Source organism: Pseudomonas sp., from assembly GCF_048269965.1.
GTDB lineage: Bacteria > Pseudomonadota > Gammaproteobacteria > Pseudomonadales > Pseudomonadaceae > Aquipseudomonas.
Window position 1 is genome coordinate 288,016 of record NZ_JBLWTV010000003.1, and the last position, 22,553, is coordinate 310,568.

At 63.3% G+C, this 22,553-nt stretch carries 26 protein-coding genes; 13 read left to right on the forward strand and 13 right to left on the reverse strand.

Annotated elements, in window-relative coordinates; translation table 11 throughout:
- Nucleotides 1-43: 43 nt before the first annotated feature.
- Nucleotides 44-916: an NAD(P)-dependent oxidoreductase gene (locus ACN0X6_RS05555; protein WP_417702652.1), complete on the reverse strand. Its 873-nt coding sequence runs from the start codon at nucleotides 914-916 to the stop codon at nucleotides 44-46.
- A 297-nt stretch (nucleotides 917-1,213) separates the two neighbouring features.
- On the opposite strand from ACN0X6_RS05555, the gene ACN0X6_RS05560 reads away from it, so the two are divergent.
- The 3 genes from ACN0X6_RS05560 (at nucleotide 1,214) to rhtA (ending at nucleotide 3,103) form a co-directional block, all read left to right on the forward strand.
- A complete protein-coding gene (locus tag ACN0X6_RS05560; RefSeq protein WP_417702653.1) occupies nucleotides 1,214-1,762 on the forward strand; it encodes an exonuclease domain-containing protein in 549 nt (182 codons plus the stop codon).
- Between the two features lie 137 nt (nucleotides 1,763-1,899).
- A complete protein-coding gene (locus ACN0X6_RS05565; RefSeq protein ID WP_160017947.1) occupies nucleotides 1,900-2,181 on the forward strand; it encodes a pyrimidine/purine nucleoside phosphorylase in 282 nt (93 codons plus the stop codon).
- A gap of 70 nt (nucleotides 2,182-2,251) precedes the next feature.
- Nucleotides 2,252-3,103: a threonine/homoserine exporter RhtA gene (gene rhtA, locus ACN0X6_RS05570; protein WP_417702654.1), complete on the forward strand. Its 852-nt coding sequence runs from the start codon at nucleotides 2,252-2,254 to the stop codon at nucleotides 3,101-3,103.
- On the opposite strand, the gene ACN0X6_RS05575 is transcribed toward rhtA, so the two are convergent.
- Genes ACN0X6_RS05575 through ACN0X6_RS05595 form a run of 5 tightly spaced genes read right to left on the reverse strand, consistent with a single transcriptional unit; the run spans nucleotide 3,100 to nucleotide 7,412 of the window.
- On the reverse strand, nucleotides 3,100-4,857 hold the full coding sequence (locus tag ACN0X6_RS05575; protein WP_417702655.1) for an ABC transporter transmembrane domain-containing protein: 1,758 nt from the start codon (nucleotides 4,855-4,857) through the stop codon (nucleotides 3,100-3,102). The two genes, rhtA and ACN0X6_RS05575, sit on opposite strands and share 4 nt — an antisense overlap.
- Before the next feature lie 8 nt (nucleotides 4,858-4,865).
- Nucleotides 4,866-5,273 carry a DoxX-like family protein gene (locus ACN0X6_RS05580; protein WP_417702656.1) on the reverse strand — a complete coding sequence of 136 codons (408 nt, stop codon included), beginning with the start codon at nucleotides 5,271-5,273 and terminating at the stop codon, nucleotides 4,866-4,868.
- Nucleotides 5,266-5,700 (reverse strand): thiol-disulfide oxidoreductase DCC family protein, encoded by a 435-nt coding sequence (locus ACN0X6_RS05585; RefSeq protein WP_417702657.1) that lies wholly within the window; start codon nucleotides 5,698-5,700, stop codon nucleotides 5,266-5,268. The genes ACN0X6_RS05580 and ACN0X6_RS05585 overlap by 8 nt, the downstream gene beginning before the upstream one ends.
- Nucleotides 5,697-6,287, reverse strand: coding sequence for a DUF1287 domain-containing protein (locus ACN0X6_RS05590; protein WP_417702658.1), 591 nt, complete (start codon nucleotides 6,285-6,287; stop codon nucleotides 5,697-5,699). The genes ACN0X6_RS05585 and ACN0X6_RS05590 overlap by 4 nt, the downstream gene beginning before the upstream one ends.
- A gap of 9 nt (nucleotides 6,288-6,296) precedes the next feature.
- On the reverse strand, nucleotides 6,297-7,412 hold the full coding sequence (locus tag ACN0X6_RS05595) for an ATP-NAD kinase family protein (protein WP_417702659.1): 1,116 nt from the start codon (nucleotides 7,410-7,412) through the stop codon (nucleotides 6,297-6,299).
- A gap of 147 nt (nucleotides 7,413-7,559) precedes the next feature.
- Between ACN0X6_RS05595 and ACN0X6_RS05600 the strand changes: the two genes are divergently transcribed.
- A complete protein-coding gene (locus ACN0X6_RS05600) occupies nucleotides 7,560-7,736 on the forward strand; it encodes a PA1571 family protein (protein WP_417702660.1) in 177 nt (58 codons plus the stop codon).
- Between the two features lie 41 nt (nucleotides 7,737-7,777).
- On the opposite strand, the gene msrB is transcribed toward ACN0X6_RS05600, so the two are convergent.
- Nucleotides 7,778-8,173, reverse strand: a complete 396-nt coding sequence (gene msrB, locus ACN0X6_RS05605; RefSeq protein ID WP_417702661.1) for a peptide-methionine (R)-S-oxide reductase MsrB — start codon at nucleotides 8,171-8,173, stop codon at nucleotides 7,778-7,780.
- A 274-nt stretch (nucleotides 8,174-8,447) separates the two neighbouring features.
- On the opposite strand from msrB, the gene ACN0X6_RS05610 reads away from it, so the two are divergent.
- The 3 genes from ACN0X6_RS05610 to htpX all read left to right on the forward strand — a co-directional run bounded on the left by ACN0X6_RS05610 (nucleotide 8,448) and on the right by htpX (nucleotide 11,079).
- Nucleotides 8,448-9,659, forward strand: coding sequence for a pyridoxal phosphate-dependent aminotransferase (locus ACN0X6_RS05610; RefSeq protein ID WP_003459950.1), 1,212 nt, complete (start codon nucleotides 8,448-8,450; stop codon nucleotides 9,657-9,659).
- Between the two features lie 6 nt (nucleotides 9,660-9,665).
- The gene (locus ACN0X6_RS05615) at nucleotides 9,666-10,112 is read left to right on the forward strand and encodes a hypothetical protein (protein WP_003459949.1); all 447 of its coding nucleotides are present in this window, start codon (nucleotides 9,666-9,668) and stop codon (nucleotides 10,110-10,112) included.
- Nucleotides 10,113-10,206: 94 nt separating this feature from the next.
- Complete coding sequence (htpX, locus tag ACN0X6_RS05620) at nucleotides 10,207-11,079, forward strand: protease HtpX (protein ID WP_017676754.1); 873 nt, start codon at nucleotides 10,207-10,209, stop codon at nucleotides 11,077-11,079.
- 61 nt (nucleotides 11,080-11,140) lie between these two features.
- Here htpX and ACN0X6_RS05625 read toward each other — a convergent pair whose 3' ends face one another.
- A complete protein-coding gene (locus ACN0X6_RS05625) occupies nucleotides 11,141-11,797 on the reverse strand; it encodes a thiopurine S-methyltransferase (RefSeq protein WP_417702662.1) in 657 nt (218 codons plus the stop codon).
- A gap of 105 nt (nucleotides 11,798-11,902) precedes the next feature.
- On the opposite strand from ACN0X6_RS05625, the gene ACN0X6_RS05630 reads away from it, so the two are divergent.
- Nucleotides 11,903-12,670 (forward strand): DODA-type extradiol aromatic ring-opening family dioxygenase, encoded by a 768-nt coding sequence (locus tag ACN0X6_RS05630; protein WP_417702663.1) that lies wholly within the window; start codon nucleotides 11,903-11,905, stop codon nucleotides 12,668-12,670.
- Between the two features lie 74 nt (nucleotides 12,671-12,744).
- Here ACN0X6_RS05630 and ACN0X6_RS05635 read toward each other — a convergent pair whose 3' ends face one another.
- Together ACN0X6_RS05635 and sohB are read right to left on the reverse strand one after the other, a co-directional pair.
- Complete coding sequence (locus ACN0X6_RS05635; RefSeq protein WP_417702664.1) at nucleotides 12,745-13,734, reverse strand: YhdH/YhfP family quinone oxidoreductase; 990 nt, start codon at nucleotides 13,732-13,734, stop codon at nucleotides 12,745-12,747.
- 72 nt (nucleotides 13,735-13,806) lie between these two features.
- Nucleotides 13,807-14,826: a protease SohB gene (gene sohB / locus ACN0X6_RS05640; protein WP_417702665.1), complete on the reverse strand. Its 1,020-nt coding sequence runs from the start codon at nucleotides 14,824-14,826 to the stop codon at nucleotides 13,807-13,809.
- Between the two features lie 199 nt (nucleotides 14,827-15,025).
- Here sohB and ACN0X6_RS05645 point away from each other — a divergent pair, with 199 nt between their 5' ends.
- From ACN0X6_RS05645 to ACN0X6_RS05660, 4 genes are all read left to right on the forward strand, one after another.
- Nucleotides 15,026-15,724, forward strand: a complete 699-nt coding sequence (locus ACN0X6_RS05645) for a histidine phosphatase family protein (protein ID WP_417702666.1) — start codon at nucleotides 15,026-15,028, stop codon at nucleotides 15,722-15,724.
- 56 nt (nucleotides 15,725-15,780) lie between these two features.
- Nucleotides 15,781-16,092: an SCP2 sterol-binding domain-containing protein gene (locus tag ACN0X6_RS05650; protein ID WP_003459932.1), complete on the forward strand. Its 312-nt coding sequence runs from the start codon at nucleotides 15,781-15,783 to the stop codon at nucleotides 16,090-16,092.
- A 295-nt stretch (nucleotides 16,093-16,387) separates the two neighbouring features.
- A complete protein-coding gene (locus ACN0X6_RS05655) occupies nucleotides 16,388-17,455 on the forward strand; it encodes a phosphotransferase family protein (protein WP_417702667.1) in 1,068 nt (355 codons plus the stop codon).
- 16 nt (nucleotides 17,456-17,471) lie between these two features.
- Complete coding sequence (locus tag ACN0X6_RS05660) at nucleotides 17,472-18,239, forward strand: SDR family oxidoreductase (RefSeq protein ID WP_417702668.1); 768 nt, start codon at nucleotides 17,472-17,474, stop codon at nucleotides 18,237-18,239.
- Nucleotides 18,240-18,467: 228 nt separating this feature from the next.
- Here ACN0X6_RS05660 and ACN0X6_RS05665 read toward each other — a convergent pair whose 3' ends face one another.
- On the reverse strand, nucleotides 18,468-19,115 hold the full coding sequence (locus tag ACN0X6_RS05665; protein WP_055985706.1) for a hypothetical protein: 648 nt from the start codon (nucleotides 19,113-19,115) through the stop codon (nucleotides 18,468-18,470).
- A 101-nt stretch (nucleotides 19,116-19,216) separates the two neighbouring features.
- On the opposite strand from ACN0X6_RS05665, the gene ACN0X6_RS05670 reads away from it, so the two are divergent.
- Complete coding sequence (locus ACN0X6_RS05670; RefSeq protein WP_417702669.1) at nucleotides 19,217-19,996, forward strand: TSUP family transporter; 780 nt, start codon at nucleotides 19,217-19,219, stop codon at nucleotides 19,994-19,996.
- A gap of 36 nt (nucleotides 19,997-20,032) precedes the next feature.
- Here ACN0X6_RS05670 and nudC read toward each other — a convergent pair whose 3' ends face one another.
- Together nudC and ACN0X6_RS05680 are read right to left on the reverse strand one after the other, a co-directional pair.
- Entirely contained in the window at nucleotides 20,033-20,857 is an 825-nt protein-coding gene (gene nudC / locus ACN0X6_RS05675) for an NAD(+) diphosphatase (RefSeq protein WP_417702670.1), read from the reverse strand.
- On the reverse strand, nucleotides 20,857-22,536 hold the full coding sequence (locus ACN0X6_RS05680; RefSeq protein ID WP_417702671.1) for a ferrous iron transporter B: 1,680 nt from the start codon (nucleotides 22,534-22,536) through the stop codon (nucleotides 20,857-20,859). Before ACN0X6_RS05680 ends, nudC begins: the two co-directional genes overlap by 1 nt.
- Between the last annotated feature and the right edge of the window lie 17 nt (nucleotides 22,537-22,553).

A 22,553-nucleotide genomic window follows, 5' to 3' on the forward strand; every position in this document is an offset into this window, starting at 1 on the left:
CGATCCTAATGAGGCGCGCGCCATCCGTCGAGGCCTTTTGCGATCAGCGGTTACGCTGCAAGCGAGCCAGCAGACTGGAGGTGTCCCAGCGCCCGCCCCCCATGGCCTGAACATCGGCGTAGAACTGATCGACCAGCGCCGTGACCGGCAGTTGCGCGCCGTTGCGACGCGACTCCTCGAGCAGGATCGACAGGTCCTTGCGCATCCAGTCGACCGCGAAGCCGAAGTCGAATTCGCCAGCCAGCATGGTCTTGTAGCGATTCTCCATCTGCCAGGACTGCGCCGCGCCCTTGCTGATCACATCGACCACTGCATGACCATCGAGCCCCGCGCATTGGGCGAAGTTCAGCGCCTCTGCCAGCCCCTGAACCAGGCCGGCGATGCAGATCTGGTTGACCATCTTGCTCAGTTGGCCACTACCCGCCGGGCCCATCAGACGCATCATTCGCGCGTAGTTCTGGATGACCGGCTCGGCCACCGCATAGGTCTCTGCCTCACCACCGACCATCACGGTCAGCACGCCATTGACCGCACCGGCCTGGCCGCCGGATACCGGCGCATCGAGAAAACCGAGGCCACGCTCGGCCGCGACGGCCGCCAGCTCACGTGCCACATCGGCCGAGGCGGTGGTGTGATCGACCAGAATAGCGCCCGCAGCCATACCGGCGAACGCACCCTGTTCGCCCAGAATCACGCTGCGCAGGTCGTTATCGTTGCCGACGCAGCACATCACCAGTTCGGCGCCCGCCACCGCCTCACGCGGGGTCGGCGCACTGCTGCCGCCATATTCACCCAGCCATTGCTCGGCCTTGCCAGGCGAGCGGTTATAGACCGTTACCTGATGACCGTTGCGAGCCAGATGCCCAGCCATCGGATACCCCATGACGCCCAACCCGAGAAACGCGACCTTTGCCATAGCAACCTCCAGCAGATACAGGGGCCAGAGCCTAATGGGCATGCCGCCAATCAGCAAAGCTTTTGCAGCACATCCGCCGCCACGCGCCACCTGCTCCCGCGGGGAAGGACCTCAGCAATCGTCGCGGCGCAACTCTCGCGCCAAGGTCGTTTGCCCTGCTCGAAAAGGCCTTCCATACTGCCTGCGGTTCCGTTCAGAACGGGAGGCCTGAGCTAGCCTCGGCCCTGATGCCAGGAACCTTTTCCATGCAGCGGGGCCGAAGCGCAACAGATCGCAGACAGGTTCTAAGGAGCGCCCATGGGGCATTGGCTAGTCATCGACCTGGAGGCCACCACCGATGAGGGCGGCTGGGCGATGGAAGAAATGGAAATCATCGAGATCGGCGCCAGCCTGGTTGGCGTGGACGGCCATGAGCGGGATCACTTTCAGCGCTTCATCAAGCCACAGCGCCGCCCATGCCTGACCGACTTCTGTCGCGAACTCACCCACATCAGCCAGAGCGATGTCGACAGTGCAGCGCCATTGCCCCAGGTCTGGGCTCAGTTCGAACGCTGGCTCATGCAACATGCATCGCGCCTGGTCGGCTGGAGCAGCTGGGGCGATTACGATCGACGTCAACTGGAACAGGAGTGGCGCCAGCACCGATTGCATAGCCTGCTGGCTGACGTGCCACACCTCAATCTCAAGCAGGCTTTCGCCAAGGCGCGCAAGCTACAGCGTCCGGTAGGCCTGCACGGCGCGCTGCAGCTGGCCGGCATGCAGTTTCAGGGGCAACAGCACCGCGCCCTCGAGGATGCACGCAATACCGCACGCCTGCTGCCGCTGGTACTGCCTCTCAAAGACTGATGACGAAAAAAAGGCGCTTGGGCATACTGGCGGCCCTTTTATGGCCTGCCATCCATGGCGGCCACCCTTCGGGCCGTCGCCACACGACGTGAAACATGGCTCTCAGCAATTTTTCCACCCCTTCCGAGGAATCGCAGATGTTCAAGGTCAACGAATACTTCGACGGCACCGTCAAATCCATCGGTTTCACCATGGCTGAAGGCCCTGCCACCATCGGCGTAATGGCCCCGGGCGAATACGAATTCGGCACCAGCCAACTGGAAGTCATGCATGTGGTTGCCGGCGCACTGACCGTCAAACTGCCAGGCAGCGAAAGCTGGAACACCTTCGAAGCCGGCAGCAAGTTCACCGTCGAGGCCAACAGCAAGTTCCAGCTCAAGGTGGCCGTAGACACCGCCTACCTGTGCGAATATCGCTAAGCCACCAGGCGCCACGAAGAACCGGCCCCAGCGGCCGGTTTTTTCTTTGACCATCATCAGGATTCTGTCCATGCCACGCTCCGCCCTTCTTGTCCCCATCGCCCTGCTCGTGGTGGCCATGGTCTCGATCCAGAGCGGCGCGTCGCTGGCCAAGAACCTGTTCCCGCTGGTCGGCGCCGAAGGCACCACAGCCCTGCGCCTGGTGCTCGGCGCGATCATTCTGTCGCTGGTCATGCAGCCCTGGCGAGCCAAACTGGATCTGCGCAAGTGCCACGCCCTGCTCGCCTACGGACTGGCGCTGGGCGGTATGAACCTGATGTTCTACATGTCGCTGCAGAGCATTCCGCTGGGCATCGCCGTGGCGCTGGAGTTCACTGGCCCACTGGCCCTGGCGCTGTTCTCTTCGCGCCGTCTGCTGGATTTCGTCTGGGTGATCCTGGCCATCGCCGGCCTGTGGATGCTACTGCCCACCGGCGCCACGCAAAGCGCCATCGACCCACTCGGCGCAGCCCTGGCCCTCGGTGCGGGCGTTTGCTGGTCGCTGTACATCATCTTCGGGCAGAAAGCCGGCGCCCGGCATGGCCGCCATACCGTCGCCCTGGGCACCTGGGTCGCCGCTTTGCTGGTCTTGCCCATCGGCATCTGGCATGCAGGCACTGACCTGCTGAGCGTGGACCTACTGCCCATAGCACTCGGCGTCGCGGTGCTGTCCTCGGCCCTGCCCTACAGCCTGGAGATGGTCGCCCTGACGCGTTTGCCAGCGCGCACCTTCAGCGTCTTGATGAGCCTGGAGCCGGCAGTCGCCGCCTTGTGCGGCCTGGCCTTTCTCGGCGAGAAGCTGCTCTGGGGCCAGTGGCTGGCCGTCGGCGCCATTATCGTCGCCTCGGCTGGTGCCGCCGCCACCATCAGACCCAAGAGCTAGCTGCCGAACTGCAGCTCGGCCAGCCGCGCATAGAGCGGGCTACTCTCGATCAGCTCGGCATGGCTGCCGATCGCAGCCAAACGGCCATGCTCGATCACCGCGATGCGATCGGCCTGCTTCACCGTGGCCAGGCGATGAGCGATCACCAAGGTGGTACGCCCGGCCATCAGTGACGGCAGCGCCTGCTGGATCAGGTGCTCGCTCTCGGCATCCAGCGCACTGGTGGCCTCGTCGAGCAGCAGGATCGGCGCATCGGCGAGCAAGGCACGGGCAATCGCCAGGCGCTGACGCTGGCCCCCGGAAAGCCCGAGCCCGGCCTCCCCCAGATGAGTCTGGTAACCCTGCGGCAGGCGCTGAATGAACTCATGCGCATGCGCTGCCCGTGCGGCCGCCTCCACCTCGGCCTGGCTGGCATCCAGGCGACCATAGCGAATGTTGTCTTCGACCGAACCGAAGAACAGCGCCGGATTCTGCGAAACCAGTGCAAAACTGGCGCGCAGCTCGCGTGGGTCGAGCTGATTGATCGGCACGCCGTCGATGAGGATGCGCCCGCCCTGCGGATCGAAGAAACGCAGCAGCAGGTCGAACAGCGTCGACTTGCCAGCACCGGACGGCCCGACCAGCGCCAGCGTCTCACCCGCCGCCACCTGCAGGTCGACGCCATCGATGGCGTAGCTGTCCGAACGCGACGGATAGGCGAAACGTACGTTTTGTAGCTCGATGCGCCCCTGTACCGGCTGTGGCAGATGCCGTGGCTGCTCCGGCGCCACGATGGCGTTGCTGGCACGCAGCAGCTCGCCGATGCGCTCGGCAGCCCCTGCGGCGCGCTGCAATTCACCGATCACCTCGCTCAGGGTGCCGAAGGACGAGCCGACGATCAGGCTGTAGAACACGAAGGCTGCCAGCTCACCGCCGGAGATGCGCCCGGCGATCACGTCCATGCCGCCGACCCAGAGCATCACCCCCACGGCGCCGAGCACCAGCACGATGACCACGGTGATCAGCCAGGAACGCTGGGCGATGCGCTTGCGCGCCACATCGAAGGCGGCCTCGGCGGACTCGCCAAAGCGGCGCTTGTCCTCGTCCTGATGGTTGTAGGCCTGCACCGTCTTGATCTGTCCCAGCACCTCGCCGACATAGCTGCCGACATCGGCCACGCGGTCCTGACTCTGCCGCGACAGTGCGCGCACACGGCGGCCGAACAGCAGGATCGGCGCCACCACCAGCGGCAGAGCCAGCAAAACGATGCCACTGAGCTTGGGATTGGTGACCACCAGCAGCACGCTGCCACCGATCAGCATGATCAGGTTGCGCAGCGCCATCGACAGTGACGAGCCGATCACCGACTGCAGCAAGGTGGTATCGGCGGTCAGCCGCGACTGGATTTCCGAACTGCGATTGCTCTCGTAGAAGCCGGGATGCAGTTCGATCAGGTGATCGAACACCCGCCGGCGGATATCCGCGACCACCCGCTCGCCAATCCATGACACCAGATAGAAGCGCGTGTAGGTGCCGAAGGCCAGCGCCAGCACCAGCACGAAGAACAGCAGCAGGGACTGACGCAGCGCGGCTGGCGACTGCGTGGCCAGGCCCTGATCCACCAGCAGCTTGATGCCCTGGCCCATGGACAGGGTGATCGCCGCCGTGAACATCAGCGCCAGCAGCGCGCCCAGTACTCGGCCGCGATAAGGCGCAATGAAGCGCCAGGCCAGGCGTATGGCGCCACGCTGGCGAGAAGAAAGCATCGATGTCATGACGGGTCTCAGGAGTCAGCAGCCGAGGGCGCTTCGGCCAGCCAGGACACGGCGCACAAGGCCAGTGCAGCCAGGTTGGTCGAAAGCGGATTGAACGCCTGAGTCAACAGATGGGGGCTCAGCAGCGCAACATCAAGCAGCAGCACCAGCAATACCCCACCTGCGACCAGCAGGGGCCAGCGCTGGCGCCGCACCGTCAGCAGCAGGACGCCCAGAAGTATCTCGGCAATACCGCCGACAGCCGCGATCAGCTGCGGCGCGAACAGCGGATGATCTGGCAGACCATGGACTGCGATCATCGCCACTTCGTCAGGGCTGAGCCAGAGAATCTTCGGCGCCAGGCCATGCCAGATGAACACCAGTGCCAGAGCCAATCGAGCGAGCCAGGTGATCTGCGCCAGGCGCCGGTCAGTCATGCAGAAAGCGCTCAGCGTGATCGGCAGCGGGCAGCAGACAGACCTGGTAGCGCCCGAACAGGCGGTAGCGATTCAGTGCAATGCGGTCATAGCACCAGTCGCGCAGCGAACGCGGAATCAGGCGCAGCCAGGCAAGCACCCGCCAGGGCTGGGGCAACCGCGCAAGAATGCGCAACAGCGCCGTGGAGCGTAGATGCAACCCCGCCTCATCGATCAGCGCCATGCTGTCGAAGCGGTCGGTCGGCAGCCCATACCAGGCCAGCAACGCCTGGCCTTGCACCGACTGCACCGACGCCAGGCGAAACTGGCCTTGGCTGTCATGCCGAATGAGGAATCTCGCCCAGCCATTGCACAGCTTGCAGACGCCATCGAACAGGACGACACGCTCGCCTGCAGCAAGACCGGGCGGCAGCGACTGCTGCGTCATTGGCCAGCGCTCGCCTGTTGCGCCAGCGGACGGTAATGGCCGGTGATGCGGTAGGCGAACAGGATGTCCTCCTCCTGCGTGCCGCGACCGATGTTGTGCAGCACCAGCGGCGTAGCCGTTGGCGCCTGACGATCACTGATGATGCCGACATGAGTGAGACCACGGCCCAGGTCCCAGGTGACGATATCGCCGGCCTGGTATGCCGCGGCATCCTGCTTGACGGGCAGCGACCAGCCCTGACGCTTGAACCAGGTCATCAGGTTGGGCACGCGGCGGTGATCGATATTGCTGTCCGGGCGATTCAGCCCCCAATTCTTCGGGTAGACGGAGAAGTTGCCGCGCATGTCGCGATGCACCGCTTCCTGCAGATCCAGCCCCTGCTGACGCAGTGCGCGGATCACCACGTCGGTGCAGACCCCTGTGGCCATGGGCACGTCGCCGCCCGGATAGCTCAAGCGGCGATAGGCCGGGTCATAGCTCAGGGTCACGCCGACCTGCTGGCGAGCATCGAGCACCAGCCTGTCGGCCTCGATGGCCTGCACGGTAAAAGCCAGCGACCCGAGCAGCAGCGCGATCATTGTGCGCATATCGATCTCCTATCGACTCAGGGGGTACAGCAGTTCTTCCTTATAACCGGCCCAGACCCGTACCGCATCAGGGAAGCTGTCGTCCAGATTCACGTCGCCACTGTCGACCAGCAGCGGCCGACCTTCCAGCGTCGCCAGCTTGCGTTTGGTCGCCACCACGCGCAGACGCTCCAACCCCACGGCGCGCAGCACGCGCGGGCTGATCTGCTGGTTGCCGCGACCGATGATATGGCCCTGACCGCCAATGGCGGTCACCAGCAGGTAAGTCGGGTGCCCTTCGACCAGGGCGAACAGCTCGGTTTCATTGACGTCGCGGGCGATGACCCGGCCATCCTCGATCACATCGACGCCGAGCAAGGTGGTTTCCAGCCCCAGGTTCTGCGCCAGACCGTGCAGGGTCGAGCCAGGACCGAACACGTAACGCGCACCCTGCTCCCACTCGCTCTCGAGCCAGGCGGCCAGATCAGCCAGCACCAGTTCCTCGGACTCCATACCGCCCTGCTTCACCGCCTGCACGTAGCCGCCCTCCTGCGGCACGCACAACTCGCCGTACCAGCGCGCCGTCACCCGGCCCTCGCGCAGGGCGTTCTCGTCGATGTCACGCACCTCGCCGCTGGCCAGTCGTACCAGACCGCCTTCGACCAGCCGCGCAGTCAGCTCACCCGCCGCACGCGGGCTGATGGCGTAGACGCCGGACTGGATCTTCACCCCAGCTGGAATGCCCAGCACCGGCTGCCCGTCCCTGGCGGCTGCGCACACATCGCGGGCGGTGCCATCACCGCCCGCGAAGAGAATCAGCGCTACACCGGCGTCCTGTAGCTGCTGCACTGCGTGACGGGTGTCTTCGGCAGTGGTCGGCTGCGCACCGACCTGCCCCAGCAGGCGATGCTCGAAGCCCATCTGCGCCAGAAGATCGCCACCCATTGCGCCCGGATAGCTGACGAACTCGATGCGCTCGCGCAGGGTCAACAGCTGTTCGAGCGCGGTGCGCGTGCGTTGCGCCGCCTTTGGCTCGACACCCAGAGCCAGCGCCTGCTCGGCCATGCCGTCGCTGCCCTTGAACGCTGCTGGGCCACCCAGCCCGGCCAGTGGATTGATGATCAGACCGATATGAAAACGCGACATGAATTCCTCGTTCCACACAGACTGGCACGCAGCCTGCAATACGACTTTCGCAATGTGTTTTGTGACATAGTTCCGACGTCGCAGCTGTCACCGCGCCTTCATCTGGAAGCTCTAGAGTGGCGCGCATCACTGATGAGGAGATAGGCCATGAGCTTGCCAGACAACCCAGCCCAGTACCCCACCCCAGCCAAGCAACAACAGGAGCCGGTGGGCGGTTTTATCATTGATGGTCAGGGCCGCGAAGTGCCTATTACCGAAGAGATGATCAAACAGGCCTGCGATGCCCTGGAAGAAGACCGTCAGCCCACCAGCCAGCAGGCTTGAATCTCCTGCGCCAGACACGCAATGTGCCTGGCGTACCGGCCTCAATCGTGCGGCACCAGCTTCAACGATAGTGAGTTGATGCAGTAGCGCAACCCGGTCGGACGGGGCCCATCGGGAAATACATGCCCGAGGTGCGCGTCGCATTTGGCGCATTTGACCTCGATCCGATGCATGCCGTGGCTGTAATCCTCGAGGCTGGCGATCACCTCATCGTTGATCGGCTGAAAGTAGCTTGGCCAACCGCTCCCAGAGTCATATTTGGCATCCGAGTCGAACAGCGCCTCGCCGCAGCAGGCGCAGTGGTAGATGCCGGGCGTCTTGCTGTCGTGATAAGCGCCGGTGAACGGCCGCTCCGTGCCGCCCAGACGGCAGACATGAAATTGCTCGTCAGTCAGTTCTTCACGCCAGCTATCCAGGGGTTTGTCGACTTTATCCACGAACGGAGTTCCTCCTCGGTAATTGGGCAATACACGGCGGTACAGGCAGCACCAGCATCTGGCAGCTTCGAGGGTGAGGTTTCTACGACTGCAGCGCCACTGTGCGCCGCGTGGCAGGCCAGAAAAAAGCAGGACGGGTACCTTTGCCGCGATCAGGTCGCCACGTATGATTCGACCCCAGTCTGTCACCCACGTTACAGGCTGCCAAGATTCCTCCGCCGGGAGAATTTTGCAGCGTACTTCAGTGGGTTCTCCATAGCTCGGGATTCCTTACATGCAGGTCAGCAAATCGAACAAGCTCGCCAACGTCTGCTACGACATCCGCGGGCCGGTGCTCAAGCACGCCAAGCGCCTGGAAGAGGAAGGCCATCGCATCCTCAAGCTGAACATTGGCAACCCGGCGCCGTTCGGTTTCGAGGCGCCGGAAGAGATTCTGCAGGATGTCATCCGCAACCTGCCAACCGCGCAGGGCTACAGCGACTCCAAGGGTCTGTTCAGCGCGCGCAAGGCGGTGATGCAGTACTACCAGCAGAAGCAGGTCGAAGGCGTCACCATCGAGGACATCTACCTCGGCAACGGCGTGTCCGAGCTGATCGTCATGGCCATGCAGGCGCTGCTCAACAACGGTGACGAGGTGCTGATTCCGGCGCCCGACTATCCGCTGTGGACCGCCGCCGTGGCCCTGTCCGGCGGCAAGCCGGTGCACTACCTGTGCGACGAGCAGGCCGGCTGGTTCCCCGACATCGCCGACATGCGCGCCAAGATCACGCCCAATACCAAGGCGCTGGTGCTGATCAACCCGAACAACCCGACCGGCGCGGTGTACTCCAAGGAAGTCCTGCAGGACATCGTCGAGCTGGCGCGCCAGCACAACCTGGTGATCTTCTCCGACGAGATCTACGACAAGATCCTCTATGACGAGGCCGTGCACATCAGCACCGCGTCGCTGGCACCGGATGTGCTCTGCCTGACCTTCAACGGCCTGTCCAAGAGCTACCGCGTGGCGGGCTTCCGCTCCGGCTGGGTAGCCATCTCCGGGCCCAAGCACAGGGCGCAAAGCTATATCGAAGGCCTGGATATCCTGGCCAACATGCGCCTATGCGCCAACGTGCCGAGCCAGCACGCGATCCAGACCGCGCTCGGCGGCTACCAGAGCATCAACGACCTGGTACTGCCCAACGGCCGCCTGCTGGAGCAGCGCAACCGTGCCTGGGAACTGCTCAACGACATTCCTGGCGTCAGTTGCGTCAAGCCCATGGGCGCGCTCTACGCCTTCCCCAGGATCGACCCGAAAGTCTGCCCGATCCATAACGATGAGAAGTTCGTCCTCGACCTGCTGCTGTCGGAAAAACTGCTGATCGTCCAGGGCACCGCCTTCAACTGGCCGTGGCCGGATCACTTCCGCGTGGTCACCCTGCCCCGCGTCGACGACCTGGAGCAGGCCATCGGTCGTATCGGCAACTTCCTCAAAGGTTACAGCCAGTAAGCCGACATGGACCTGCAGATCGACGATTTCTACAAGGACGCCGCCAGCGGCCTGCTCATGCTCTATCAAGCCTTCCCGCGCAAGATGGCGCTGTACGTGGAAGACCTGATAGGGCGCGAGGAGCCGGACGAGTTCGGCCTGCCCAGCAAGCGTCACCAGGCCTGCCTCGGCGCGCTGCTGTGGCTGGCCGAGGAAGGCTATCTGCGTTTCGAGTCGACCATCGCGTACGATGCGCTGGATCAGGCGGTGCTCAGCGAGAAGGGTTTTCTGCGCCTGTCACGGGCCATTCCCCATGCCTTGCGCGAAGGTGAAGTGTTGCCACCGAGCGTGCGCCGCGTGCACGCCACACTGGCATTCCAGCTGCGCGAAGCCCTGGCCCAGCAGCACGGCGAGCGTACCGCCCGCCTCACTCGCCTGCTGTTCGAGAGCACGCTACAGGGTCAAGAGACATAGTTTGAAATAGTCGCTGGTTGAAAGCCCCAGGGGGGCGCCCTTATATAGCCGGCATTACTCGTACGTCTTTCCCCGTGAGGAGTCCGTTCACACCATGATGCGCATTATGTTGTTCCTGGCCACCAACCTGGCGGTGCTGGTTATCGCCAGCATCACCCTCAAACTGCTGGGGGTCGACCGCTTCACCGGCCAGAACCACGGCAGCCTGCTGATTTTCTGCGCAGTGTTCGGTTTTGCCGGCTCGCTGGTGTCGCTGTTCATCTCCAAGTGGATGGCGAAGATGAGCACCGGCACGCAGATCATCACCCAGCCGCGCACCCGTCACGAACAGTGGCTGTTGCAGACCGTCGAGGAGCTGTCGCGCGAAGCCGGGATCAAGATGCCTGAAGTCGGCATCTTCCCCGCCTACGAGTCCAACGCCTTCGCCACGGGCTGGAACAAGAACGACGCACTGGTCGCCGTCAGCCAGGGCCTGCTCGAACGTTTCTCACCGGATGAAGTACGTGCGGTGCTGGCCCACGAGATCGGCCACGTCGCCAATGGCGACATGGTCACCCTGGCGCTCATCCAGGGCGTGGTGAACACCTTCGTGATGTTCTTCGCACGCATCTTCGGCAACTTCGTTGACAAAGCGATCCTGAAGAACGAAGACGGCCACGGCATCGGCTACTTCGTCGCGACCATCTTCGCCGAGCTGGTACTGGGCATCCTCGCCAGCATCATCGTCATGTGGTTCTCGCGCAAGCGCGAGTACAAGGCCGACGAAGCCGGTGCTCGCCTGGCCGGTACCGGCGCGATGATCGCCGCACTGCAACGCCTGCGTGCCGAACAGGGCGTACCGGTGCAGATGCCGGACAGCCTGACCGCCTTCGGTATCAATGGCGGCCTGAAGAATGGCCTGGCCGGCCTGCTGATGAGCCACCCGCCGCTGGAAGATCGCATCGAGGCGCTGCGCCGCCGCGGCTGATCCATCTTTCACGGACAAAAAAAGGCGACCTTAGGGTCGCCTTTTGCATGGGCCTGGCGTATCAGCGGCGTGCCAGGTGAAACACCACCTCCTCCACCGCCTCGAGCTGATTCTCGATGAAGCGCGGGTTGCCACTGAGCACGTCCTTGCGCTCCACCTCACGCGGCACCCAGCCTGCGCTGAAGTGCTGAACGACTTCGGCGTCCTCGACCGAGAACGGCGGGCCATCCATGCGCTGCTGGTCGTACACCAGGGTCACCAGCAAGCCCTGGCAGGCTGGCGGCAAAATGGCCTGCAGGTGAGCGACATAGCGCTGGCGCATTGCCGGCGGCAAGGCGATCAGCGCAGCGCGGTCATAGAACGCCTGGCACTCGGCAACGTGCTCACGGCTCAGGGCGAAAAAGTCGCCACACAGAATCTGCAGCCTGCCCGCCTGATAGACCTTGAACGCACCGTGCTGCGACACCTGTGGCTGCACATCACGCTCAGCGAAGAAATCCTGCACCGCGCGCTCTGCCAGCTCCACACCAATCACGGCATGCCCCTGCTCCGCGAGCCAGGCCAGGTCGAGGCTCTTGCCGCACAGCGGCACCAGCACCGCCGCATCGGTGGAGAGGCCAAGCGCAGGCCAGTGGCGACGCAGATAGCCGTTGACCTTCTCCTGATGAAAGCCGATTTGGCTGCGCGCCCAACGTTCCTGCCAGAACAGCTCATGCATGGATAAAACCTCCATAAACTCGATAGGAATGCTCAACTATTTGTGCTGGAAGTCGATAGGTCCAGCAATGAAGATGGCGACATCCTACTTCAGGAGCTGATCGCCATGCTGCCGTCCCTGTTCATTTCCCACGGTTCCCCCATGCTAGCCCTGGAGCCCGGTGCCAGCGGCCCGGCGCTGGCCAAGCTGGCCGCCGATATACCCAGGCCCAAAGCCATAGTGGTAGTGTCGGCGCATTGGGAAAGCCAGCGCCTGCAGCTGACGGCGGGCGAACATCCACAGACCTGGCACGACTTCGGCGGCTTTCCGGCCGAACTCTATGCCCTGCAGTATCCGGCCCCCGGCGCACCGGAGCTGGCCGAGCAGATCACCCAGCGACTGAACGACGTCGGTCTGTCTGCGCAGCTCGATGCGCAGCGTCCCTTCGACCATGGCGCCTGGGTACCGCTGTCGCTGATGTATCCGCAAGCCGACATCCCCGTTCTGCAGCTCTCGCTACCCAGCCATCTCGGCCCAGAGCTGCAGACCCGCGTGGGCCGTGCTCTGGCCAGCCTGCGTACACAAGGCATTCTGCTGATTGGCTCCGGCAGCATCACCCACAACCTGGGCGAGCTGAACTGGCGCGCCGGCCCGGACGTCATCACGCCCTGGGCCAAGGCGTTTCGCGATTGGGTGGTGGAAAAGCTCGAAGCCGGCGATGAGCAAGCGCTGCACCATTACCGCCGGCTGGCGCCGCATGCCGCTCGCAATCATCCCAGCGAAGAACACCTGCTACCGCTGTTCTTCGCCCGAGGTGCTGGCGACACCTTCAAGGTCGAGCACAGTGGTTTCACATACGGCGCGCTGGGGATGGATATCTATCGCTTCGACTAGGCGTCACGACCGCCCCCAGCGCTGTCATCGACCTGAAAATGCAGAGGCCCGTCATCGACGGGCCTCTGACCCACTCAGTCGAGTCGCACCAGGATACGGCCAACCATGCCGCCGGAGAGTATCCGCTCGATGGCCGTCGGCAACTGGGCCAGGCCTATTTCCTCGCACAGCGGCGAAAGATCGAGCTTCCACTGCAGCGACAGCTTGTCCCACATGGAAGCCTTGACCACCAGTGGCAGCTCCACCGAATCCACGCCCAGCAGGTTGACCCCGCGCAGGATGAACGGCAGGACGCTGGCCTGGAAACCGACACCAGCGGTCAGCCCACAGCAGGCTACGCTGCCGCTGTGGCGCAGCGACTTGACCACATTGAACAGGATGTCGCCACCCACTGTGTCCACCGCTCCCGCCCAGCGTTCCTTGAGCATCGGACGCTCACTCCCTTGCTGCAGCTCTTCGCGACTGACGATCTCGTCAGCCCCCAGACCACGCAGGAAATCGCCCTGCTCGGCCTTGCCGGTCGCGGCAGCGACGCGATAGCCCAGCTGCTTGAGCAGCGCCACGGCGATGCTGCCAACGCCGCCAGTGGCGCCGGTGACCAATACAGTGCCTGACTCCGGGGTGACGCCAGCCTGCTCCAGTTTGTCCACGCACAGCGCGGCGGTGAGGCCGGCGGTACCGAGAATCATCGCCTCGCGCAGCGGCAAGCCTTGTGGGCGCTTGAGCGCCCAGGCGGCAGGCACGCGGATGTACTGGCCAAAGCCACCGGCAGTGTTCATGCCCAGGTCGTAGCCAGTGACGATCACCTCGTCGCCGACAGCGAACTCGGCAACGCTGGAGGCTTCGACCACACCCGCCGCGTCGATGCCGGGCGTGTGCGGGTAGGCCTTGGTCACGCCACGGTTGCCGCTGGCGGACAGGGCATCCTTGTAGTTGAGCGAGGAATAGCGCACGCGGATCAGCAGTTCACCCTGTGGCAACTGCTCGACGTTGCGCTGGACCACTTCACGCTGGAAACCGCCATCGGCGCCCTCGCTGACCAGCAAGGCCTTGAACTCGGTCATCATCCTCTCCTCTTGTCGTGGTTCGCGGCTGCGCGGCGCAAGTCGCTCGTGCAGCCCATCATGAACGAAGCGTTACCAGAAGCGCTGCTGATTGAGTCTGCTCAACCAGGTCAGGACGAAACGATCCAGTGCCATGCTGGCAGCCAGCCCGACGCGCTCCTGCAGACTCTTCTTGTGAGCGAAATGCAGGTGGAACAGTTCGGCCTCGACGGCGCGCTCGGCCAGGTATTGATCGCTGGTCATGAGCTCGTCAACCAGCAGGCGCTCCTGCGCGGCCATGCCCAGCCAGACTTCACCGGTGGCGATGGCGTCGATGTCCAGTTGCGGCCGATAACGGGCAACGAAGCCCTTGAACAGTTCGTGGGTGGTTTCCAGGTCTTCCTGGAATTTCTCCCGGCCCTTTTCGGTGTTCTCGCCGAATACGGTCAGCGTGCGCTTGTATTCACCAGCCGTCAGCACTTCGAAATCGATTTCATGCTTCTTCAACAGACGATGCACGTTAGGCAGCTGTGCCACCACCCCGATGGAACCGAGGATGGCGAACGGCGCGCTGAGAATCTTCTGGCCGATGCAGGCCATCATGTAACCGCCGCTGGCCGCCACCTTGTCCACGCACACGGTCAGCGGGATGCCAGCGTCGCGAATGCGCACCAGTTGCGACGACGCCAGGCCATAGCTGTGCACCATGCCGCCGCCGCTTTCCAGGCGCAGCACCACTTCGTCTTCGGCCTTGGCCATGGACAACAGCGCCGTCACTTCATGGCGCAGGTTGTCGGTGGCTGAGGCCTTGATATCGCCATCGAAATCCAGCACGAACACCCGCGGCTTGCTGGGCGGCGCTTTCTTTTCCTGCTTGGCCGCCTTGGCTTGCGCCTTGCGCGTGGCCTTGAGCTGATCCTTGGACAGCACGCTGTGCTCCAGGCGCTCACGCAGATCCTTGTAGAAATCATTGAGCTTGTGCACCTGCAACTGACCACTGCCGCGTCGCCCTTTACCGCGCGTGGCAGCGATCGCTACCAGCACCACGACGATGGCGACCACCAGGGTCAGGGTTTTCGCCAGAAAGCTGGCGTACTCGCTAAGAAACTCCACGGATCCCCCTTGGACAATGCAGCGGCGCCTGAGCGCGCAAAGGCTCAAGCATACCGGCGCAGCGACTCGCCGGCCAAGCGTGGCAGCACCGCACAATGGACATACAAGCAATTCAAACAAGCGTATGTTTTTTCGTTGACAGCCCCCGAGCTTCCTCATACCCTCGCGAAACATTCAACGTGCCGGGACCAATACGGACGTGGGCAGCATCTATCTGATTCGACATGGCCAGGCCTCATTCGGTGCAGACGACTACGATGTCCTGTCTCCCGTCGGCGTGCGCCAGGCCGAAGTGCTGGGTGAACACCTCGAGCAACTCGGCATCAGCCTCGATCGTTGCGTCAGTGGTAGCCTGCGCCGTCAGCAACACACGGCCAACGCCGCCCTGCAACAGATGAGCAATGCGCCGGTGCTGGATATCGACGAAGCCTTCAACGAGTTCGATGCCGATGCGGTGGTTCGCACGCTGCTGCCGGATCTGCTGCCGGAAGAACCCGAAGCCCTGCATATCCTGCGCAACGGAGCGCAGAATCGTGCCGAGTTTCAGCGCCTGTTTGCCACACTGATCCAGCGCTGGATTTCCGGCGAGCATGACAAGCCCGGCCTGCAAAGCTGGCAGGCCTATGTCGAACAGGTCGAAGGTGGCCTGCGGCGCATCCTCGAGCAGGCAGACAGCAAACAGAATATCGCCGTGTTCACCTCCGGCGGCACCATCACCGCCCTGCTCCGCCTGATTACCGGCGTACCGCCTGCAAAGGCCTTCGAACTGAATTGGCAAATCGTCAATACCTCGCTCAGCCAGCTGAAATTCCGCGGCAGCGAGGTGAGTCTGGCTTCCTTCAACAGCCATGTGCATTTACAGCTGCTGAAGGCGCCGGAGCTCATCACCTACCGATGAGCTCCAGCCCACTGCGGCCGTGAGGCTGCGCGAAAAAACCGAAAAAGGATAAGACCATGAGTGTTGCTGACATCGCCCAAACCATGCAGTCCAAGTTCAACGCCAGCGCCGCTGCAGGCCTGGATCTGGTATTCCAGTTCAACATCGAAGATGGCGAGAACTACGCGCTGATCGTCAAGGACGGCACCTGCGCCCTCGAGCAAGGCGATAACCCGAACGCCAACGTGACCCTGATCATGGACAGCGAAACCCTCAAGGGCATCGTCAGCGGTGAAACTGACGGCATGCAGGCGTTCATGGCCGGCAAGCTGCGCGCCGAAGGCGACATGATGCTGGCGATGAAGCTGGGCGAACTGTTCCCGGTCTGATCGGCGAGCTGAGCGCAAACCACGAAAACCGGAGTCCTGGCACTCCGGTTTTTTATTGCCTGCCATCCCTGGCAGCAAGCCTTCGGGCCGTCGCTACGCGACGTTGAAAATTTCTCCTGAAAATTTTTCATACCGGCGCACTGGTGGGCAGCGCAGCTCGAAGGTGACTGATCAGGCAGTTTGATCGAGGTGCAACACGCCCGCCTATAACGGCGCGTATTGCTTGTGACAGCCTGGGTGCAGCATTAGATTAGCCAATTATCTAGGGCACCCATCATAAGTAGAAGGGATAAGCATGGCGCTCACTGACCAATCCACTCGCATCCGCACCGGCGAAGAACTCGACGCCGCCGTCATCGACGCTTATCTGAAAGCCAATATTCAGGGCCTGAGCGGCGTCGCCAGGATCAGCCAGTTCCCCGGCGGCGCTTCGAACCTGACCTACCTGATCGAGTACCCACAGCAGGAATTCGTCCTGCGCCGCCCGCCGTTCGGCCACAAGGCCAAGTCGGCCCACGACATGGGTCGTGAGTACCGCATTCTCAACCAGCTCAACGCCGGCTTCCCCTACTGCCCCAAGGCTTACGTGCACTGCACCGACGAGTCGGTGATCGGCGCCGAGTTCTATGTGATGGAGCGGGTCAAGGGCATCATCCTGCGCTCGGACATGCCCGCCGAACTGAGTTTCAGCGCCGAGCAGACCAGCGCGCTGTGCAAGAGCTTCATCGACAAGCTGGTCGAGTTGCATAACGTCGACTACAGCGCCTGCGGCCTGGGTGACCTGGGCAAACCCGAGGGCTATGTCGGGCGTCAGATCAAGGGCTGGAGCGAGCGCTACGAGAAAGCCCTGACCCCGGACGCGCCGACCTGGGAGCCGGTAAAGGCCTGGTTGAATGACAAGATGCCGGCCGATCACCACAAGCCCGGCATCGTGCACAACGACTACCGCTTCGACAACGTGATCCTCGACCCGAATAACCCGATGCAGATCATCGGCGTGCTGGACTGGGAGATGACCACCATCGGCGATCCATTGATGGACCTGGGCAACACCCTGGCCTACTGGATCGAAGCCGGTGACCCGGCTCCGGTGCAACTGATGCGTCGCCAGCCGAGCAACGCGCCTGGCATGCTCCCGCGCCAGCAGTTCGTCGACTACTACGCCGAAAAGGCCGGTATCGAGATCAAGAGCTTCGATTTCTACTACACCTACGGCCTGTTCCGCCTGGCCGGCATCGTTCAGCAGATCTACTACCGCTTCTACCACGGCCAGACTCAGGACAAGCGCTTCGCCCAGTTCATTCAGATGAACAAGCTGCTGGAGCAGATGTGCCTGCAGGTCATCGGCAAATCCACTCTCTAACCCCGGGGTAATCACAATGTCCAAGACCCAACTGTTCGACCTCGACGGCAAGATCGCCTTCGTTTCCGGCGCCAGCCGCGGCATCGGCGAGGCCATCGCCAAGTTGCTGGCTCAGCAAGGCGCGCACGTGATCGTCTCCAGCCGCAAGATCGAAGGCTGCCAGGCGGTAGCAGACGCCATCGTCGCGCAAGGCGGCAAGGCCACCGCCATCGCCTGCCACATCGGCGAAATGGAGCAGATCACTCACGTCTTCGCGCAGATCAAGGAACAGTTCGGCCGTCTCGACATCCTGGTCAACAACGCCGCCACCAACCCGCAGTTCTGCAACGTGCTGGATACCGACCTGGGCGCGTTCCAGAAAACCGTCGACGTCAATATCCGCGGCTACTACTTCATGTCCATCGAAGGCGGCAAACTGATGAAAGCAGGCGGTGGTGGCTCGATCATCAACGTCGCCTCGATCAACGGCGTCTCCCCGGGGGAATTCCAGGGCATCTACTCGGTGACCAAGGCCGCGGTGATCAGCATGACCAAGGTGTTCGCCAAGGAGTGCGCGCAGTTCGGCATTCGCTGCAACGCTCTGCTGCCAGGCCTGACCGACACCAAGTTCGCCTCGGCACTGACCAAGAATGACGCCATCCTCAAGCATGCCCTGCAGCGCATCCCGCTCAAGCGCGTGGCCGACCCGAGCGAGATGGCCGGCGCGGTGCTGTACCTGGCCAGCGAAGCGTCCAGCTATACCACCGGCGTGGCACTGAACGTGGACGGCGGCTTCCTTTCCTGAAGCCAAAAGCCATGAACGACAAAGGCACCCGAGGGTGCCTTTGTCGTAAGCAGGATAGGCCGAACGCAGCGCAATTGTAGGGGGCCGGGCGGCCCACCAATCACTATTGATGTGGGCTGAAGCCCACCCTACATCACCGACGCGAACGCCAACTTCGCCCCCTCTCCCGCCCTTCGGGCACCCTCTCCCATGAATGGGAGAGGGTCATCAGATGGCCGCAAGCGGCCGCTACCAATCCTTCAGCGCGGCTTCGGCGGCGGGGTTCATGGGTTCGGCCAGCAGGCCGGTCGGCGTCAGGCTGACGCTGTAGACGGCATCGGCGGCAATCGGCAGGTAGGTGACGCGCAATGCCTGCGGGTCGAACAGCAGCAGATCACGCTGGCTCAGGCGCAACCAGCGCCACAGGTCCACGCCGTAGGGACTTTCGGCCAACTGCACGCGCCCATGTTGCGCCAACGCCTGCTGTTCGATGGCCAGAAAACGCCCGGACAGACGCTCAAGGCGGTAACCCGGTTCAAGGCCTATCAGCTCGGCCAGGCCTTTCCAGCGAATCAGGCGACCGTCGAGTTGCCACATGTCGCCCTCGAGCGTGACCGTACGCTCGCGCCCCCCTTCGAGCAGCGTCACCTGATAACGCTGCGGGCCATCGGCCTTGAAACTCAGCGTCACCAGCGGCTTGCCCGGCTGCAGCGGCTCGTAGGCATACAGGTCGTAAGCCACCAGACCAACCAGGCCGGCCAGGGCGAGAAATGCCAGACCACAGGTGCCACGCAACCAGCCGAGGAACCAGCCCGTATTGAGCAGAATGCGCAATGCCACCAGCAGCGCCAATACGGCCAACAGCGCCACGGCCCAGGCCAACCCGTCGTATTGCATCGATTGCGTTCCTTCTCTGACGAAATCCCGGCATTATGCGCAGCTCTCTCCACGACGAACAGCCGGCAGGCTGCGCACTCGCCCACAAGTCGACACTTTATATGCCATTCGCTCTCGAGCTCGCCATCGATCCCGGCACGCTAGCCATTCTCGCCTTGGTCGCTTTCATCGCCGGCTTCATCGACGCCATTGCCGGCGGCGGCGGCCTGCTGACCATCCCTGCCCTGCTTACCGCAGGTTTGCCGCCACATCTGGTGCTGGGCACCAACAAGCTGTGCGCCACCTTCGGCTCGGGCACCGCGGCCTTGACGTTCTACCGGCGCAAACTGTTCGACCCCAAGCAATGGCGCAACGCTTTGCTGGCGACCCTGATCGGCGCCCTGCTCGGCGCCGTCATCGCACACTGGATGCCGGCCGCCTGGCTCAACCAGATGCTACCGGTGATCGTCTTCGCCTGCGGTATTTACCTGCTGTTCGGACGCATGCCAGAAGCGCCGGCCGAACACGACCTGCCGATCGCGCGCGGCCGGCAATGGCCTCAAGGGCTTGGCCTGGGACTCTACGATGGGGTGGCCGGCCCTGGCACCGGCGCGTTCTGGACGGTCAGCAGCCTGCTCATGTACCCACTCGATCTGGTGCGCGCCAGCGGTGTGGCGCGCACCATGAACTTCGTCAGCAACGCGGCGGCGCTGGCCGTGTTCATCGCCTTCGGTCAGGTCGCCTGGGTGCTCGGCCTGACCATGGGCGCCGCGTTGATGGTCGGCGCCTTTCTCGGTGCACGCACGGCGATCAAGGGCGGTTCGAAATTCATCCGCCCGGTGTTCATTACGGTGGTATTGGCATTGACCGCACGCCTGGTCTGGCAGCACTGGTTTGGCTGATTCCGGCGGGCCACGCGGGGTCGTGCTGGAGCGGCTCTAGGCTGGCAGCGTCGGCTCAGGCAAGCCAAGACGACGCGCAACGTAAAGATCGATCAGATGGCGAGCGATGGATCGCGACGCTGGCAACGGCGGCAAGTCATCGACACGGAACCAGCGCGCATCCTCGATTTCGTCTTCCTGCATGACGATCTCGCCACCGGCGTACTCGGCGTGAAAGCCAAGCATCAGCGAATGCGGAAACGGCCAGCCCTGGCTACCGATGTACTGCAGGTTGCGCACCTCGACGCCGACTTCCTCACGCACTTCCCGCGCCACGCAATGCTCCACCGATTCGCCCGGCTCGACGAACCCGGCCAGGGTACTGTACACGCCGGTGACGAACCGCGGTGAACGTGCCAGGAGTATCTCGTCGCCCCGTGTGACCAGCACGATCATGCTCGGCGAAATGCGCGGATAGTGCTGCGATTCGCAGCTGTCGCAACGCATCGCCCGCTCACCAGGAAGCTGGCGCGTCGGCGCACCGCAACTGCCGCAATAACGATGTTCGGCGTACCAGGTGCCGATCTGCGCGGCGTAGGCCAGCATGCGGAAGGTTTCTGCGTCGCCCTGCAGCATGAACTGACGCAGGCTCTGCCAACTGCAGCCCTCCAGCGTCGCCGTGGGCTTGAGCTGCAGCAGGTAGACGGCATCCTCGCCGAAATGACCGATGCCCTGCTCGCCGAGAATCGGCAGGTCCTGGCGCTTGACCCAATCGCGCGGGAACAGCACGCCATTGCTGTCGGCAAGAAAGTGCTGCTGGTTGTAGAGCAGCGCCCAGCCACCGGGCTGGGCAGGGTCGAGGAAGGTATTGCGCCAGACCATCAGGCCGCCACCGGCATGCCCAGTGCCTTGACGCTTTCTTCAGCCAGGTCGAGCACGCTGGGACGGGTTTCAGGACGCATCACCGCGCCCGCTTCCAGGTAGTACTCGAGGCTGCTCAGGGCATCAGCCAGGGTTTCCAGCATCTGCTCCGACGGCATTTGCGCGGACTCGAGCATACGCGCCTGGATATAGTCGGCACAGGCACCGACCAGCATCGCGGCTCGGCGCTGCTCGAGGAACCACAAGCCGCCCCGCACGGCTTGCAGGCTGAACGGCACGTTGGACAAATGCATCTTGTCGCCAGCCGACTCCAGATATGCAGTGATCGCGCGCTTGGCCAGGGCCAGGCCGGCCTGGGCCTCGTCGACCACGACGATACGGGCTTCATTGAGCTGATGCGTGGCAAAAGAGTCGGCCTCATTGCCCGGCTCGACGGCAGCCGGCCTGATGTCGCGACCTTCGCCACGTTCCAGGCTGGCCACCATGCCTTCGACGTAGAGCACGGCATCGGCCAGCTTGTGCAGTTGTTCGGCCTGTGGCGGCGTATCCTCGCTCCAGGCGGCAACCAACGGCAGCTGCGCGCCGAGCGAGTTGCCGGCAGAGTTCAGGCCGACCATGCCCAGGGTCTTGGCCAGCTTGCCCAGTAACGCATGCAGGGTGCCCAAGGTTTCGCCTTGCAAAGTGCCGCGTTCGAGCAGGTCGAGCATGTCCTTGACGCTGGCCAGCTCTTCGCGAATCGCCGTGGACAACGAACGCATCACCGCCTGGCCCGGCCCGGCCAGACGCCGGTATTCCTCTTCCAGCAGGTGATCGGTGAACGGCAGCGGCGCGAGACCGAATACGTCGCGCATGGCACTGGTGTGCGGACCATGGCTGTCGGCGAGCGCGACCAGATACAGCAACTCTTTGAGCAGGCTGCGCGGCGCTTCGTACTGCGGGTTGCCGAGCATCAGCTTGAGCTCGCGATCGACCCGCGAGAACAACTGTTTGCGCGACTTGCGCGGCAGCAACTGGCCATCGCACTGGGCCTCGATGGCGGCGGCACCAATCCAGCACATGCGCCCACGCGGCTCGTTGGCGAACAGGCTGTCCAGGCGCGCCATGGCGCGCACCATCAGCTTGAGGCTGGCCTGCGGATTCTGCTCACGGATGAAGCCCAGCAGCCCGACCTGATACATGTGACGCAGGCGCTTGCCTTCGCTCAGCTTCGCCGCGCCATCGAGTGGTTGGGTAGCCGTGTGCGGCCGCGCATGATCGAGGCGGACGCTGAAGAAGAAACTTTCCGGCAGCGGCTGCTGCGCGCCGGCCTGACGCAAGTCGTTGATCGCCGGCAGCAACAGCTCGGGCATTTCCTGGCGATGGGCATCGACGTTTTCCAGATAACGGCGCAGCACATGCAGGGCATTGCTCAGTGCCGAGAGCTGCGCATCGCGCTCCTCACCAGCGCCGGCGGGAATATCAGTGGCCTGATCCAGCACTTCCTGAGCCAGCAACTCGGCACCGGCCAGCTCGATCAGGTTGAGCGTGCCGCGAACCTGATGCAGGCTTTCCACCGCCTGCTGCAACAGGCTGCCGTTGTGCCGCTCGGCGATGAAATGCTCCAGGCTCTGCTCGGCCTCTTCCATGGTGACGAACAGCTCGTCGCGCACCAGATTCAGGGATGTGGCTCCACTTACCATGCTCTAGGCCTCGCAGC